This is a genomic window from Pararhizobium sp. LjRoot238, from assembly GCF_964252955.1.
In the GTDB taxonomy this organism is placed as follows: Bacteria; Pseudomonadota; Alphaproteobacteria; order Rhizobiales; family Rhizobiaceae; genus Pararhizobium.
Genome location: NZ_CAXUPP020000001.1, coordinates 1,269,715 through 1,282,943, shown reverse-complemented (window position 1 = coordinate 1,282,943; position 13,229 = coordinate 1,269,715). Strand labels below are relative to the sequence as shown.

The 13,229-nt window shown below is 60.8% G+C and carries 16 protein-coding genes; 12 read left to right on the top strand and 4 right to left on the bottom strand.

Translation table 11 applies throughout. The annotated features are described in order from the left end of the window. Window positions 1–28 precede the first annotated feature (28 nt). From ACSQ3F_RS06410 to ACSQ3F_RS06385, 6 genes are all read left to right on the top strand, one after another. Window positions 29–1,003 (top strand): ABC transporter permease, encoded by a 975-nt coding sequence (locus ACSQ3F_RS06410; protein WP_436099450.1) that lies wholly within the window; start codon window positions 29–31, stop codon window positions 1,001–1,003. Window positions 1,004–1,092: 89 nt separating this feature from the next. Then, window positions 1,093–2,112 carry a zinc-binding alcohol dehydrogenase family protein gene (locus ACSQ3F_RS06405; protein WP_436099449.1) on the top strand — a complete coding sequence of 340 codons (1,020 nt, stop codon included), beginning with the start codon at window positions 1,093–1,095 and terminating at the stop codon, window positions 2,110–2,112. Then, window positions 2,109–2,972, top strand: a complete 864-nt coding sequence (locus ACSQ3F_RS06400; RefSeq protein WP_436099448.1) for an amidohydrolase family protein — start codon at window positions 2,109–2,111, stop codon at window positions 2,970–2,972. The genes ACSQ3F_RS06405 and ACSQ3F_RS06400 overlap by 4 nt, the downstream gene beginning before the upstream one ends. Before the next feature lie 188 nt (window positions 2,973–3,160). Beyond that, window positions 3,161–4,438 (top strand): polyhydroxyalkanoate depolymerase, encoded by a 1,278-nt coding sequence (gene phaZ / locus ACSQ3F_RS06395; protein ID WP_436099447.1) that lies wholly within the window; start codon window positions 3,161–3,163, stop codon window positions 4,436–4,438. Between the two features lie 143 nt (window positions 4,439–4,581). Next, a complete protein-coding gene (locus tag ACSQ3F_RS06390) occupies window positions 4,582–5,013 on the top strand; it encodes a DUF2852 domain-containing protein (RefSeq protein ID WP_436099446.1) in 432 nt (143 codons plus the stop codon). A gap of 125 nt (window positions 5,014–5,138) precedes the next feature. After that, complete coding sequence (locus tag ACSQ3F_RS06385; protein ID WP_436099445.1) at window positions 5,139–5,897, top strand: M48 family metallopeptidase; 759 nt, start codon at window positions 5,139–5,141, stop codon at window positions 5,895–5,897. Between the two features lie 7 nt (window positions 5,898–5,904). On the opposite strand, the gene ACSQ3F_RS06380 is transcribed toward ACSQ3F_RS06385, so the two are convergent. From ACSQ3F_RS06380 to ACSQ3F_RS06370, 3 genes are read right to left on the bottom strand one after another with little or no spacing between them, the layout of a single operon-like run. After that, window positions 5,905–6,099 (bottom strand): YqaE/Pmp3 family membrane protein, encoded by a 195-nt coding sequence (locus ACSQ3F_RS06380; RefSeq protein WP_436099444.1) that lies wholly within the window; start codon window positions 6,097–6,099, stop codon window positions 5,905–5,907. Window positions 6,100–6,154: 55 nt separating this feature from the next. Further along, window positions 6,155–6,520: a type II toxin-antitoxin system VapC family toxin gene (locus ACSQ3F_RS06375; RefSeq protein WP_436099443.1), complete on the bottom strand. Its 366-nt coding sequence runs from the start codon at window positions 6,518–6,520 to the stop codon at window positions 6,155–6,157. Beyond that, window positions 6,514–6,729, bottom strand: coding sequence for a ribbon-helix-helix protein, CopG family (locus ACSQ3F_RS06370; protein ID WP_436099442.1), 216 nt, complete (start codon window positions 6,727–6,729; stop codon window positions 6,514–6,516). Before ACSQ3F_RS06370 ends, ACSQ3F_RS06375 begins: the two co-directional genes overlap by 7 nt. A gap of 128 nt (window positions 6,730–6,857) precedes the next feature. Between ACSQ3F_RS06370 and ACSQ3F_RS06365 the strand changes: the two genes are divergently transcribed. The 6 genes from ACSQ3F_RS06365 to ACSQ3F_RS06340 all read left to right on the top strand — a co-directional run bounded on the left by ACSQ3F_RS06365 (window position 6,858) and on the right by ACSQ3F_RS06340 (window position 12,793). Continuing rightward, complete coding sequence (locus ACSQ3F_RS06365; RefSeq protein ID WP_436099441.1) at window positions 6,858–7,544, top strand: phosphoribosylanthranilate isomerase; 687 nt, start codon at window positions 6,858–6,860, stop codon at window positions 7,542–7,544. Next, window positions 7,541–8,761: a tryptophan synthase subunit beta gene (gene trpB, locus ACSQ3F_RS06360; RefSeq protein WP_436099440.1), complete on the top strand. Its 1,221-nt coding sequence runs from the start codon at window positions 7,541–7,543 to the stop codon at window positions 8,759–8,761. The genes ACSQ3F_RS06365 and trpB overlap by 4 nt, the downstream gene beginning before the upstream one ends. A 4-nt stretch (window positions 8,762–8,765) precedes the next feature. After that, on the top strand, window positions 8,766–9,605 hold the full coding sequence (gene trpA, locus ACSQ3F_RS06355) for a tryptophan synthase subunit alpha (RefSeq protein WP_436099439.1): 840 nt from the start codon (window positions 8,766–8,768) through the stop codon (window positions 9,603–9,605). Between the two features lie 50 nt (window positions 9,606–9,655). Further along, window positions 9,656–10,576 (top strand): acetyl-CoA carboxylase, carboxyltransferase subunit beta, encoded by a 921-nt coding sequence (gene accD, locus ACSQ3F_RS06350; RefSeq protein ID WP_436099438.1) that lies wholly within the window; start codon window positions 9,656–9,658, stop codon window positions 10,574–10,576. Window positions 10,577–10,689: 113 nt separating this feature from the next. Next, window positions 10,690–12,033, top strand: coding sequence for a bifunctional folylpolyglutamate synthase/dihydrofolate synthase (locus ACSQ3F_RS06345; protein WP_436099437.1), 1,344 nt, complete (start codon window positions 10,690–10,692; stop codon window positions 12,031–12,033). A 160-nt stretch (window positions 12,034–12,193) separates the two neighbouring features. Further along, entirely contained in the window at window positions 12,194–12,793 is a 600-nt protein-coding gene (locus tag ACSQ3F_RS06340; RefSeq protein ID WP_436099436.1) for a GNAT family N-acetyltransferase, read from the top strand. An 87-nt stretch (window positions 12,794–12,880) separates the two neighbouring features. On the opposite strand, the gene trxA is transcribed toward ACSQ3F_RS06340, so the two are convergent. Beyond that, on the bottom strand, window positions 12,881–13,204 hold the full coding sequence (gene trxA / locus ACSQ3F_RS06335; protein WP_349436520.1) for a thioredoxin: 324 nt from the start codon (window positions 13,202–13,204) through the stop codon (window positions 12,881–12,883). Between the last annotated feature and the right edge of the window lie 25 nt (window positions 13,205–13,229).

Sequence of the window (13,229 nt, the reverse complement as noted above, 5' to 3'; positions counted from 1 at the left end):
CAGAAGAAAATATGCGTGGAGGAAAATCATGAGCGTTGAAGCGACGACAGAAGCGGCACCGGTGCCGAAACGGGGAATGAACATTCTTTTCGGGCTCACCCTGCTCGGGCTTCTGCTGTTCCTCTGGCTGCTTCTCGGTCTTTCGACCAACAGTTTCTGGACATCAAACAACATCAGCAACCTCTTGCGCCAGGGTGCGATGACGGCGATCCTGGCGGTGGGGCAGACCTTCGTCATCATCACCGCCGGTATCGATCTTTCCGTCGGCGCTGTGGTCGGCTTCGCCAGTGTCGCGGTTGCCTGGCTGCTCGCCGCCGGTGTGCCGCTGTGGCTGGCCATGATCATCACGCTGCTGATCGGCGTGCTGATCGGCTCGTTCCATGCTTTCGGCATTGTCCGTATGGGACTTCCGGCGTTCATCATCACGCTGGCGACCTTGACGTCGCTGCGTGGCATTGGCCTTTTGATCACCAACGGTTCGACGATCTCGATCAGCAACGAGGCTTTCACGAATTTTTCGCGGGCCGATTTCCTCGGTATTCCCAGCCTGTTCTGGATGGTTCTCGTCGTCGCAATCCCGGCCTATGTCTTCCTTCAGTTGAGCCGCTGGGGCCGTTATCTCTTCGCCGTCGGTTCCAACAGCGAAGCGGCGCGCCTGTCCGGCGTCAATGTCAACCGGACGATCTATCTCGCCTACATCCTGTCCTCCACCTGCGCCGCCTTCGTTGGCCTCTTGCTTGCCTCGCGCATCGGCATCGGCAACGCAACCCAGGCAGAAGGCTGGGAACTGCAGGCGATCGCCTCCTCGGTTATCGGCGGCACCAGCCTGTTCGGCGCGGTCGGTTCGGTGCAGGGACCGCTGCTTGGCGCCTTCATCCTGGCGACGATCAACAACGGCGCCAATCTCCTGAACGTCAATTCGTTCTGGCAGCGCATCATCACCGGCGTGCTGATCATCGTCATCGTCTATTTCGACCAGTTGCGCCGCCGCGGCTCGCGTTGACGGTCCTCCCACATCCGGCCGGCTGCTCCAGTCGGCCGGATGCCCTCAAAACCGCACCTGTTGTGAAAGATTGCAAGGAACTGCCTGCCATGAAAGCGGCGATCTGCCTGGAGCCCGGGCGCCTCGACATCATTGACAGACCGGTATTGCCGGTGCCGCCGAAGGGCTGGGCACGGCTTGCGGTCAGCCATGTCGGCATCTGCGGAACCGATTATCATATCTTCGAAGGCAAACATCCCTACCTCGAATATCCGCGCGTCATGGGCCACGAGATCTCGGCGACAGTCATCGAGTCCGGCGAAGGAGTTTCGCTGGCACCGGGAACGCAGGTTATCGTCAATCCCTATCTTTCCTGCGGGACCTGTGTCGCCTGCCGCAAGGACAAGCCGAATTGCTGCACGGCGATCAAGGTGCTGGGCGTTCATACCGACGGCGCTTTCTGCGAGGAAATCCTGGCGCCGGAGGAAAATCTTTATCCGGCTGGCGACCTTTCGCTAGAGGCAGCGGCAACCGTCGAGTTTCTGGCGATCGGCGCCCATGCCGTGCGCCGTTCGCTTGCTCCGGCCGGGTCGCGGGCGCTGGTCATCGGAGCCGGCCCCATCGGCCTTGGCACGGCGCTGTTTTCGCGTATCGCCGGCCACGAAGTGGCGCTTCTCGATGCCAGTGCCGAACGGCTGGACATGGCGGCGGATCGGCTTGGATTTGCGCACGGCATTCTTGCCGGTGACGGGGCATTGGATGCGGTGCTTGCGGCGACCGGCGGCGATGGCTTCGATGTCGTCTTTGATGCCACCGGTTTTGGTGGTTCAATGGAAAAATCCTTCACCTTCGTCGCCCATGGTGGCTGCCTGGTCTTCGTCAGCGTCGTCAAAGACGACATCCGGTTCTCGGATCCTGAGTTCCACAAGCGTGAAATGACGCTGGTCGGCAGCCGCAACGCGACGCGACAGGATTTCGAGCATGTCGCCGCCTCGATCCGCGCCGGCCGCGTGCCGGTCGAAGCGCTGATCACGCATCGCACGACGCTGGATGATGTGGTGAAGGACCTGCCGCGCTGGGCACATGAGAAGGCCGGATTGATTAAGGCCGTGGTGAAGGTGTCGCCATGACGCGCATCGACGCGCATCAGCACTATTGGACGCTGGGCCTTGGCCACAACGACTGGCCGCCGCCGGAACTTGCGGCGATTTATCGGGATTTCACGCCGGATGATCTGAGGCCGCATCTGGCGGCCGCAGGTGTGACGAAGACCGTGCTCGTCCAGGCCGCACCCAATCTGGCGGAGACCGAGTTCCTGCTTGAACTGGCGGAGCGTGAAGAAACCGTCGCCGCCGTCGTTGGCTGGGTGGACGTGTGGTCGCCGACAGCGCGTTCCGATTTGGAGCGGTTCAAGCGCCATCCGAAGTTCCGGGGAATCCGTCCGATGCTGCAGGGCATCGAGGATACGTTTTGTATCCTTCAGCCCGAGGCGATCCGCACGCTCGAGATGCTGCCGGACCTTGGCCTGCGCTTCGAGGCGCTTATCCAACCGCGCCATCTGCCGGTGATATCGGCACTCGCTGACCGCTTGCCCTCTCTGCGGATCGTCATTGATCACGGAGCAAAACCTTTCATTGGCAAGGGAATCCTCGAGCCCTGGCGCGCTGACATGGCAGCGCTCGCCCGGCGGCCGAATGTCTGCGTCAAGCTCTCCGGACTGGTGACCGAAGCGGGCAGTGGTTGGACCGTCGACAAGCTGAAACCTTATGCCGGCTATCTGGTCGAGGTTTTCGGACCGCAGCGCGTCATGTTCGGTAGCGACTGGCCGGTTGTTAATCTCGATGCAAACTATGAACAATGGTGGCTGGCGGCAAACGAACTGCTGCGGGACCTCGACGAAAGCGCGCGCCAGGCTGTTTTCTGCACGAGCGCGGCGCGCTTCTACGGGATTGATGCTGAAGGGCAGCGTCGGGCAAGCGGCTTTAACTAATATCAAGCCCTCCACGCACGGTTGTGATGGGCTTGACCTGCAAGGAGCGAGGCATATTTATTGCGTCGCACAAGAAAAGTGTTACTGTTTGCCTCGCTTGCGGACACGCGGACACGAAGAACAGAATGCAAGGTTGCGTCCGATTGGGAGCGGCGTTGTCGTCTACGGTAACAAGGAGAACGCTTCCGATGTTTTACCAGCTTTACGAGTTCAATCATGCGATGATGGCCCCCTGGCGCGCCGCGGCGGATGCCATGCGGCTGGCCTACGCCAATCCACTCAATCCCATCGCCCACACCTATTTCGGCCGCATGGCCGCCGCTGGCCTCGAGGTTTTCGAGCGAACGACCCGTCGCTACGGCAAGCCGGAATTCGGCCTGCCCGAAACGATCGTTGACGGCACGTCCGTTGCCGTCAATGAGCGCATCGTCTGGCGCGAGCCCTTCTGCAACCTCATCCATTTCGAACGCGCAGTGCCGAAAACCAGGACGGCCGATCCCAGGGTGCTGATCGTCGCGCCGATGTCCGGACACTATGCGACGCTGCTGCGGGGCACCGTCGAAGCGCTGTTGCCGCAATCGGATGTCTATATCACCGACTGGATCGATGCTCGCGTGGTGCCGCTGGCCGAAGGCACCTTCGATCTCGATGACTACATCGATTACGTCATCCAGATGCTGCATTTCCTCGGGCCCGACACCCATGTGATCGCCGTCTGTCAGCCGGCCGTTCCTGTGCTCGCCGCCGTGGCGTTGATGGAAGCGAATGACGATCCGCTGTCGCCGTCCTCGATGACGCTGATGGGCGGACCGATCGACACGCGCATCAACCCGACCTCGGTCAACCAGCTCGCCGAGAACAAGCCGATCAAGTGGTTCCGCGACAATGTCATCATGCCGGTGCCGTTTCCGCAGCCGGGCTTCATGCGTCCGGTCTATCCCGGCTTCCTGCAGCTTTCCGGCTTCATGTCGATGAATATGGACCGCCACCTGACCGCGACGAAGGAGTTCTTCGCCCATCTTGTCAAGAACGACGGCGACGCCGCCGAAAAGCACCGTGACTTCTACGATGAATATATGGCCGTTATGGATCTGACGGCGGAATTCTATCTGCAGACGGTCGAGACCGTCTTCATGCGCCATGCCCTTCCGAAGGGCGAAATGATGCATCGCGACCGCCGCGTCGACACGACCGCGATCCGCAAGGTCGCCCTGCTCACGGTCGAGGGTGAGAACGACGATATTTCCGGCGTCGGCCAGACCAAGGCGGCGCAGACAATTTGCACGAATATCCCCGACAACATGCGCATGCATTACATGCAGCCGGATGTCGGCCACTACGGCGTCTTCAACGGATCGCGGTTCCGTCGCGAGATTGCGCCGCGCATCACCGCGTTCCAGCGCGAGCATACCCGCAGCGCCAAACCGTCGATGCCGCGGGTGATCAAGGGCGGAAAGACCGCCTGAGCTCGGTTATATCGATTTCGGTCGATATTGTCAGGGGTTTGCCGGAATCTGCGAAGGCTTGTCTTGCAGAGCGGCAGGCCTCTTCCCATCTCGTTATAAGCGGGCCCGAAGGAGAGGCCCACTTTTAGCGAGGACTTCTGAACATGAACCAATCTGCATTGATCCGTCCGGACTGGACGCCCGCGACCATTGCCATGATGGTGCTCGGTTTCGTGGTTTTCTGGCCGCTTGGTCTTGCCATGCTTGCCTATATCCTGTTCGGCGAAAGGCTGAAATCCTTCAAGAAGGACGCCAATTCGACCGTCGACGGCGTCTTCTCGTCGTTCAAGCGTGGCGGCGGCCGTGGCTTCTGCGGTCCGCAATTCCGCACCGGCAACGTCGCCTTTGACGATTGGCGCGAAGCAGAACTTGCCCGCCTCGATGAAGAACGCCGCAAGCTCGATGAAATGCGCCAGCAGTTCGATGACTATGTTCGCGAGCTGCGCCGCGCCAAGGACCAGGAAGAATTCGACCGCTTCATGCGCGAACGCAATTCCGGCGGTTCCGGCTCTGTGCCGGGCTTCCCGGGCCATTGATCGCAGCGGTCAGCCAGACGACAAAACCGGCATCCTCCTCGGGTGCCGGTTTTTCTTTTTGGTAGGAGCCCGCCCAGCCCCTGCGGATCATGCGTCCTTCAAACGAATCGGTTACTACGGTCTTCATGTTCTCCTTGCTTCGAAAGTCGCGCCAACCCAAGTCCCCGCCACCACCCGTGCAGCGGACCATCGACGTTGCGGGCAAGGTCATGCCGCTGACCATCCGGCAGAATGCCCGCGCCACGCGGATGACGCTGCGGATCGAGCCGGGCGGCCGGGCCTTGAAGATGACGATCCCGGCCGGGCTGCCCGAGCGGGAGGTGAACGCATTCCTCGATCGTCACCAGGGTTGGCTGATGACCAAGCTCGCTCGTTTTTCCGGCGAGAGCGTGCTTGAAGAGGGCGGCACTATCCTGCTGCGCGGTGTTGCCCACCGGATCGAGCGGAGCGGCAAGCTGCGCGGATTGACCGAGGCCGTGGTCGTTGATGACGAGCCGGTGCTTCGGGTCAGCGGCGCAGAAGAGCACTTGCGCCGCCGGATCGCCGATTTCCTGAAGAAGGAAGCCCGCAAGGATCTGGAACATCTGGTATCGATCCATGCCCGCATGGTTGGCCGCAAGGTCAAATCACTGAGTTTCAAGGACACGCGCAGCCGCTGGGGCTCCTGCGCCGCCGATGGGAGCCTAAGCTTCTCCTGGCGCATCGTCATGGCGCCGCCGAAGGTGATCGACTATTTGGCGGCACACGAGGTGGCGCATTTGCGCGAGATGAACCACGGACCGGATTTCTGGGATCTTTGCGAAGAACTCTGCCCGGCCATGGAAGATGCCAAGCGCTGGCTGAAGCGCAACGGCACCATGCTGCACGCGATCGATTTCGATTGATCGACCCTCAGCGCCGGTTTCCCAGAGCTTCCCTGATCTTCTCATCCGTCTTGTATTGGCTGAGCGCATAGACCGACCAGATCGCAGCCGGAACCCAGCCAATCAGCGTGATCTGCAGGATCAGACAGATGATCCCCGCGACCGGCCGACCGATGGTGAAAAATTGAAGCCATGGCAGGATGAGAGCAAGCAAAAGACGCATGGGTTTCTCCGATTTTCCCTTTTGATATAGAAGGCGAGGACCGTCGTGCAACGGCCTAAAGCGTATATGGCACACGGATAAACGGGGAATCAGCCTCAAAATCCTTGGTGTTCCTCGTGATGAGCAGCATATGATGCACCTCGGCGGACGCTTCGATAATGGCGTCCGGCAACTTGATCCGCCGAGTCCGGAGTCGCGTGACGGCGCGATCGGCGACAGGTTCCGTCAGTCCGATTAGGGTGAAGCTGGCGAGAAAAGCGCGCGTCGCCGGTTCGACGGCTTCCCGTGCGCCGACCATGACTTCCATCCATGAAATGATGCTGATCGCCCGCTCTTCATAAAGGGCCAGTTCATCGCGCGCCTGCGGAATGCCATTGAGATAGTCGATCAGGATGTTGGTATCGAACAGCGCCTTCACCACTCGCTGCGAACCTTTTCCTGATATTCCAGCCCGTCTACTGCGTGCTCACCCCAAAGCCCGAAAGCATTATCACCTTCGGCCCGGCGATGACGCAGAACATAATCATCAATCGCGGCACGGATGACGGCCGCACGCGACAGTTTTTCAGCCTTCGCGATGTCTTCGAGCGCTTGAACCTGCCGCTCGGTAATATCAATCAAGGTTCTCATTGGCCACCTGCTATATATCAATATATGATATCATTGCATTGGAATGCTGTCACGCCGATGGGCTCGAAAGCCCGTATTTGTCGGTTTCAGGCTCGACTCGCGCGGCATTTCATGTCAGGTCGCTGTGCATGAAAACGGAAGTGAAAATTTGCGGACTGAAGACCGTCGAAGCCGTGGATCGGGCCGTGGCGCTCGGCGCGCGCCATACGGGGTTCATCTTCTTCCCGAAGAGCCCGCGCAATATCGAGCCGGATGATGCCGGCCGCTTGGCTGATCGCATTCGCGGCAAGGCGAAGATCGTGGCAGTGACGGTCGACGCGGATAGCGATCTGCTTGATGAGATCGTCTCGGCGCTGTCGCCGGATATGCTGCAGCTTCACGGCAATGAAAGCCCGGAGCGTGTCCTGACAGTCAAGGCCGTCTATGGACTGCCCGTGATGAAGGTGTTGTCCATCCGCGAAGCCGACGATCTGAAGCGGATCGAGCCCTATATCGGCATCGCCGACCGCTTCCTGTTCGATGCAAAGCCGCCGAAAGGCTCGGAGCTGCCGGGCGGCAACGCTGTGTCTTTCGACTGGCGGCTGCTCGATGCGCTTGACGAACGCGTCGATTACATGCTTTCCGGTGGTTTGAATGCGGACAATATCGGCGAGGCGCTGGCGCTCACGGGCGCCAAGGCGGTCGATCTCTCGTCCGGCGTCGAAAGCGCGCCGGGCGTCAAGGATCTGAAGCGCATGGAAGAGTTTTTCGATGCCGTTCTGCGCGCGGAAACGGCGATCGCCGGAGATAGAGTATTGGCAGGGAGAAACAAGTGAACGAGACGCCAAAACTGAATTCGTTTCGATCGGGTCCTGATGAGGAAGGTCGCTTCGGCATTTTCGGCGGCCGCTTCGTTGCCGAAACCCTAATGCCGCTGATCCTCGACCTGCAGGATGAGTGGAACAAGGCCAAGACCGATCCGGAATTCCAGGCGGAACTCAAGCATCTCGGCGCCCACTATATCGGCCGGCCGAGCCCGCTTTATTTCGCCGAGCGCCTGACCGAGCATCTCGGCGGTGCCAAGATCTATTTTAAGCGCGAGGAGCTCAACCACACCGGCTCGCATAAGATCAACAATTGCATCGGCCAGATCCTGCTTGCCAAGCGCATGGGCAAGACCCGCATCATCGCCGAAACCGGCGCTGGCCAGCATGGCGTCGCTTCGGCAACGGTCGCGGCGCGCTTCGGCCTTCCATGCGTCGTCTATATGGGCGCGACCGACGTGGAGCGCCAGGCGCCGAACGTGTTCCGCATGAAACTGCTCGGCGCCGAAGTGAAGCCGGTAACGGCGGGCTCGGGTACGCTGAAAGACGCGATGAACGAAGCCCTGCGCGACTGGGTCACCAATGTAGACAGCACCTATTACCTGATCGGCACGGCGGCTGGCCCGCATCCCTATCCGGAACTCGTGCGCGACTTCCAGTCGGTGATCGGCACGGAAGCGCGCGAACAGATGCTGGAGGCCGAAGGCCGCCTGCCTGATCTGGTCGTCGCAGCCGTCGGCGGCGGATCGAACGCCATCGGCATCTTCCATCCGTTCCTCGACGACGAATCCGTCAAGATGGTCGGCGTCGAAGCCGGCGGCAAGGGGCTGGACGGCGACGAGCATTGCGCCTCGATCACGGCCGGGTCGCCGGGCGTGCTTCACGGCAACCGCACCTATCTGCTGCAGGACGGTGACGGGCAAATCAAGGAAGGCCACTCCATTTCGGCCGGCCTCGACTATCCCGGCATCGGACCGGAACATTCCTGGCTCGCCGATGTCGGCCGCGTCGAATATGTGCCGATCATGGACCATGAGGCGCTGGAGGCATTCCAGGTGCTGACGCGCCTCGAAGGCATCATTCCGGCGCTGGAGCCGAGCCACGCGATCGCCGAAGTCATCAAGCGCGCGCCGAAGATGGGCAAGGACGAGATCATCCTGATGAACCTCTCCGGCCGCGGCGACAAGGATATCTTCACCGTCGGCAAGTTACTCGGAATGGGGCTGTAAGAGCATGACCGCACGCATGGACAAACGATTTGCCGATCTTTCAGCCGAAGGCCGCCCTGCGCTCGTCACCTATTTCATGGGCGGAGACCCGGATTTCGAGACGTCGCTGGCGATCATGAAAGCCCTGCCTTCGGCGGGGTCCGACATCATCGAGCTCGGCATGCCCTTTTCCGATCCGATGGCCGATGGCCCGGCGATCCAGTTGGCCGGCCAGCGTGCGCTGAAGAGCGGACAGACGCTCAAAAAGACGCTGGAAATCGCCCGCCGTTTCCGCGCGGACGACCAGCATACGCCGATCGTCATGATGGGTTACTACAACCCGATCTACATCTACGGCGTCGAGCGCTTCCTCGACGATGCGCTGGAAGCGGGCATCGACGGCTTGATCGTCGTCGACCTGCCGCCGGAAATGGATGACGAGTTGTGCATCCCGGCGCTGAAGAAGGACATCAACTTCATCCGGCTGGCGACCCCGACCACCGACGATAAGCGGTTGCCGAAGGTTCTCGAAAACACCTCTGGTTTCGTTTATTATGTATCGATGAACGGTATCACCGGGTCGGCTCTGCCGGATCCGTCCGTGGTCGGCGGCGCCGTACAGCGGATCAAGAGCCATACGAAACTGCCGGTCTGCGTCGGCTTCGGCGTCAAGACGGCCGAACATGCACGCGCGATCGGCGCGTCGGCTGACGGGGTGGTCGTCGGCACCGCCATCGTCAATCAGGTGGCATCCAGCCTGACCGAAGACGGGAAATCGACAGGGGCGACGGTGCCGGGCGTGGAAGCCCTGGTGCGTGGCCTTTCCGCCGGCGTTCGCTCCGCACGACTTGTAGCGGCCGAATAATTGCCCACATTATGGGGCAGGACCGGTTTTAAATATTCAGGAGTTTGGATTTGAACTGGATCACAAATTACGTTCGACCGAAGATCAACTCGATGCTCGGCCGCCGGGAAGTTCCGGAAAATCTCTGGATCAAGTGCCCGGAAACCGGCGAGATGGTGTTCCACCGCGATCTCGAAGAGAACAAATGGGTCATTCCCGCCTCCGGCTTCCATATGAAGATGCCGGCTAAGGCACGGTTGAAGGACCTGTTCGACGACGGCGTCTATGAGGCCCTGCCGCAGCCCAAGGTGGCGCAGGACCCGCTGAAGTTCCGCGATTCCAAGAAGTATGTCGACCGCCTGCGTGACAGCCGCGTCAAGACGGATCTGGAAGACACGATCGTTGCTGGTGTCGGCCGCGTCCAGGGCGTCAAGCTCGTCGGTGTCGTGCATGAATTCAATTTCATGGGCGGTTCGCTCGGCATGGCGGCCGGCGAAGCGATCATCAAGGCCTTCGAAAAGGCGATTGCCGAAAAGTGCCCGCTGGTGATCTTCCCGGCATCGGGCGGCGCGCGCATGCAGGAAGGCATCCTGTCGCTGATGCAGCTGCCGCGCACCACGGTTGCGGTCCAGATGCTGAAGGAAGCGGGTCTTCCCTACATCGTCGTGCTGACGAACCCGACCACCGGCGGCGTTACCGCCTCCTATGCGATGCTGGGTGACCTGCACCTTGCGGAACCGGGCGCGGAAATCTGCTTTGCCGGCAAACGGGTGATCGAACAGACCATCCGCGAGAAGCTGCCCGAGGGCTTCCAGACATCGGAATATCTGATGGAGCATGGCATGGTCGATATGGTGGTCAAGCGCCACGATATCCCGACAACGCTCGCCCGCGTCCTGAAAATCCTGATGAAGAAGCCGGCGGATGCTGCCAAGCTGAATGGCAGCACGCCGCTGGCCGCCCTGCCGATTGCGGCCGCGGCCAGCGTTTAAGGGCGCCCTGTGTTCACCCTGAGCGCAGGCGGAATGTTGAAAAATTGAGATTGTAGCGTTCTCGGCTCGCTCGATAGCGTGCAGCGCTCCAACGGCGGTTTGCAGGAGCGGTGATGACGACAGCGCATGTCAGCGAGGCAGGGCAGGAGATCGACAAGCTGCTGGCCCTGCATCCAAAGGGCTTCGATCTGTCCCTCGATAGGATCACGCGGCTGCTCGACACGCTCGGCAATCCGCAGGACAGGCTGCCGCCGATCATTCATGTCGCCGGCACCAACGGCAAGGGTTCCGTCACCGCCTTTTCGCGGGCCATCCTGGAAGCCGCCGGCCTCAGCGTCCATGTCCATACGTCGCCACACCTCGTCAACTGGCATGAACGCTACCGCATCGGCAAAAAGGGCGGGCGCGGCTCGCTGGTCAGCGACGCCGTCCTGGCGGACGCTGTTCGCCGCGTCGCGGTGGCGAATGGCGGGCAGAAGATCACCGTTTTCGAGATCCTGACGGCCGTCACCTTCCTGCTCTTTGCCGAACATCCGGCAGATGTGGCGATCATCGAGGTCGGCCTCGGCGGCCGCTTCGATGCCACCAATGTCATCAAGACCCCGGCCGTTTCCGTCATCATGCCAATCTCGCTCGATCACCAGTCCTATCTCGGCGACCGGGTCGAACTGATCGCGGCGGAGAAGGCCGGGATCATGAAGCACGGCTGCCCGGTGGTGATCGGCCATCAGGAGGAAGACACCGCGCGCGATCTACTGGTGTCGACGGCCGAGCGACTGAAATGCCCGGTTTCCGTCTATGGACAGGATTTCATGGCGCATGAGGAATTCGGCCGGTTGATCTACCAGGACGAGTTCGGGCTTGAGGACCTGCCGCTGCCACGCCTGCCGGGCCGCCATCAGCACGCCAATGCCGCCGCCGCTATCCGCGCCGTCAAGGCTGCCGGGTTCGATCTGATCGAGGGCGCCATCGAAACGGGACTAACGACTGTCGAATGGCCGGGTCGGCTCCAGCGCCTGACTGATGGCAAGCTCGTTTCCCTTGCGCCGAAGCGCGCGGAAATCTGGGTCGATGGCGGACATAATCCGGGCGCGGGACAAGTCATCGCCGAAACCATGGCCAATTTTGAGGAACGCGACCCTCGTCCGCTGTTCCTGATCATCGGGATGATCAACACCAAGGACCCCGTCGGTTATTTCAAGGCCTTCAAGGGGCTGGCCGAACAGGTCTTTACCGTGCCGGTCCGCGGATCGGATGCCGGGATCGACGCGGTGGCACTCGCCGACGACGCGGGCGTGGCCGGCTTCGAGGCGACACCGCTCGAGACGGTGGCCGAGGCGCTGGCGACCATCACAGAGATGTTTTCGAACGATCCGGCATCGCCGCGCATCCTGATCGGTGGGTCGCTCTATCTGGTTGGCGATGTGCTCGCCGACAACGGCACGCCGCCGAGATAATTTCAGACGAGAAAATTCCGTTGCGTGGCGGCAGCCTCAAGGACGATCTCAAAGTACCAGTGCGTCGAGTGCAAAGGCTCAAACAGATTTCACATAGCCGCGAAGTCTGATCGCCTATGTTGAACAAGGCTACCGAATGAACACGAATCCTGAATTGCCGATGGGCTATTCGCCGGTCCCGCCGGGCAAGATTGTCAACGCGGTCACTTTCCTGGAGATGCGCGAGCAACCGGAGAAGGCCGCTATTGCGGACGGGTCCCTCACTCTGGTGCGCCTGACCTCACTGGATCTCGAAGACTACCGACGGCTGTTTCGGCTGGTCGGTGAGGACTGGATGTGGGTGTCGCGCCTTGAGATGGACGATGACGCTGTTCGGGCGATTCTCTCCGATCCCTCCGTGGAAGTGTATGCGCTGCAGGATGGGGCACGGCACATCGGCCTTCTGGAACTCGACTTTCGTGCGCCGGGTGAATGCGAGCTTGTATTCTTCGGTCTGGTCAGGGATGCGATCGGCAAAGGCGCCGGGCGCTTTCTCATGAACAATGCGATCGCCAAAGCCTGGACGCGGCCGATCGATCGCTTCTGGCTCCACACTTGCAACTTCGATCATCCCGATGCCTTTGCATTTTACCAGCGATCGGGATTTAGGCCCTACGCCCTGATGGTCGAGGTCCACGACGATCCACGCCTGACGGGTCTGCTGCCAAAAACTGCCGCGCCTCATGTCCCGCTGTTGGATATACCGCGCTGCGGCGTATGACCGGAGCTGCGCGGAAACCGCCTGCGGCACAACAAACAAAAAAGCCCGGGAGACCGGGCTTTTTCAGTTGCATTCCAAAATCAGGACTTATGCGGCTGCGTTGGAAATCCAGGACGACAGCGCGGTCTTCGGAGCAGCGCCGACCTTGATGTCGGAGACTTCGCCGGCCTTGAACATGGCGAGCGTCGGAATGGAGCGCACGCCGTACTGGGCGGCGATTTCCGGGTTCTCGTCGATGTTGACCTTGGCGACCTTCACCTTGCCGGCAAGTTCGTTGGAGATTTCTTCAAGGCTCGGGGCGATCATCTTGCAGGGGCCGCACCATTCGGCCCAGAAATCCACGATGACCGGCTCGGCGGCATTCAGCACTTCATCCTGAAAATTGGAGGTATCGACTTTTACGGTAGCCATAGGCTGCTCCTTGTTTCGAAATCGG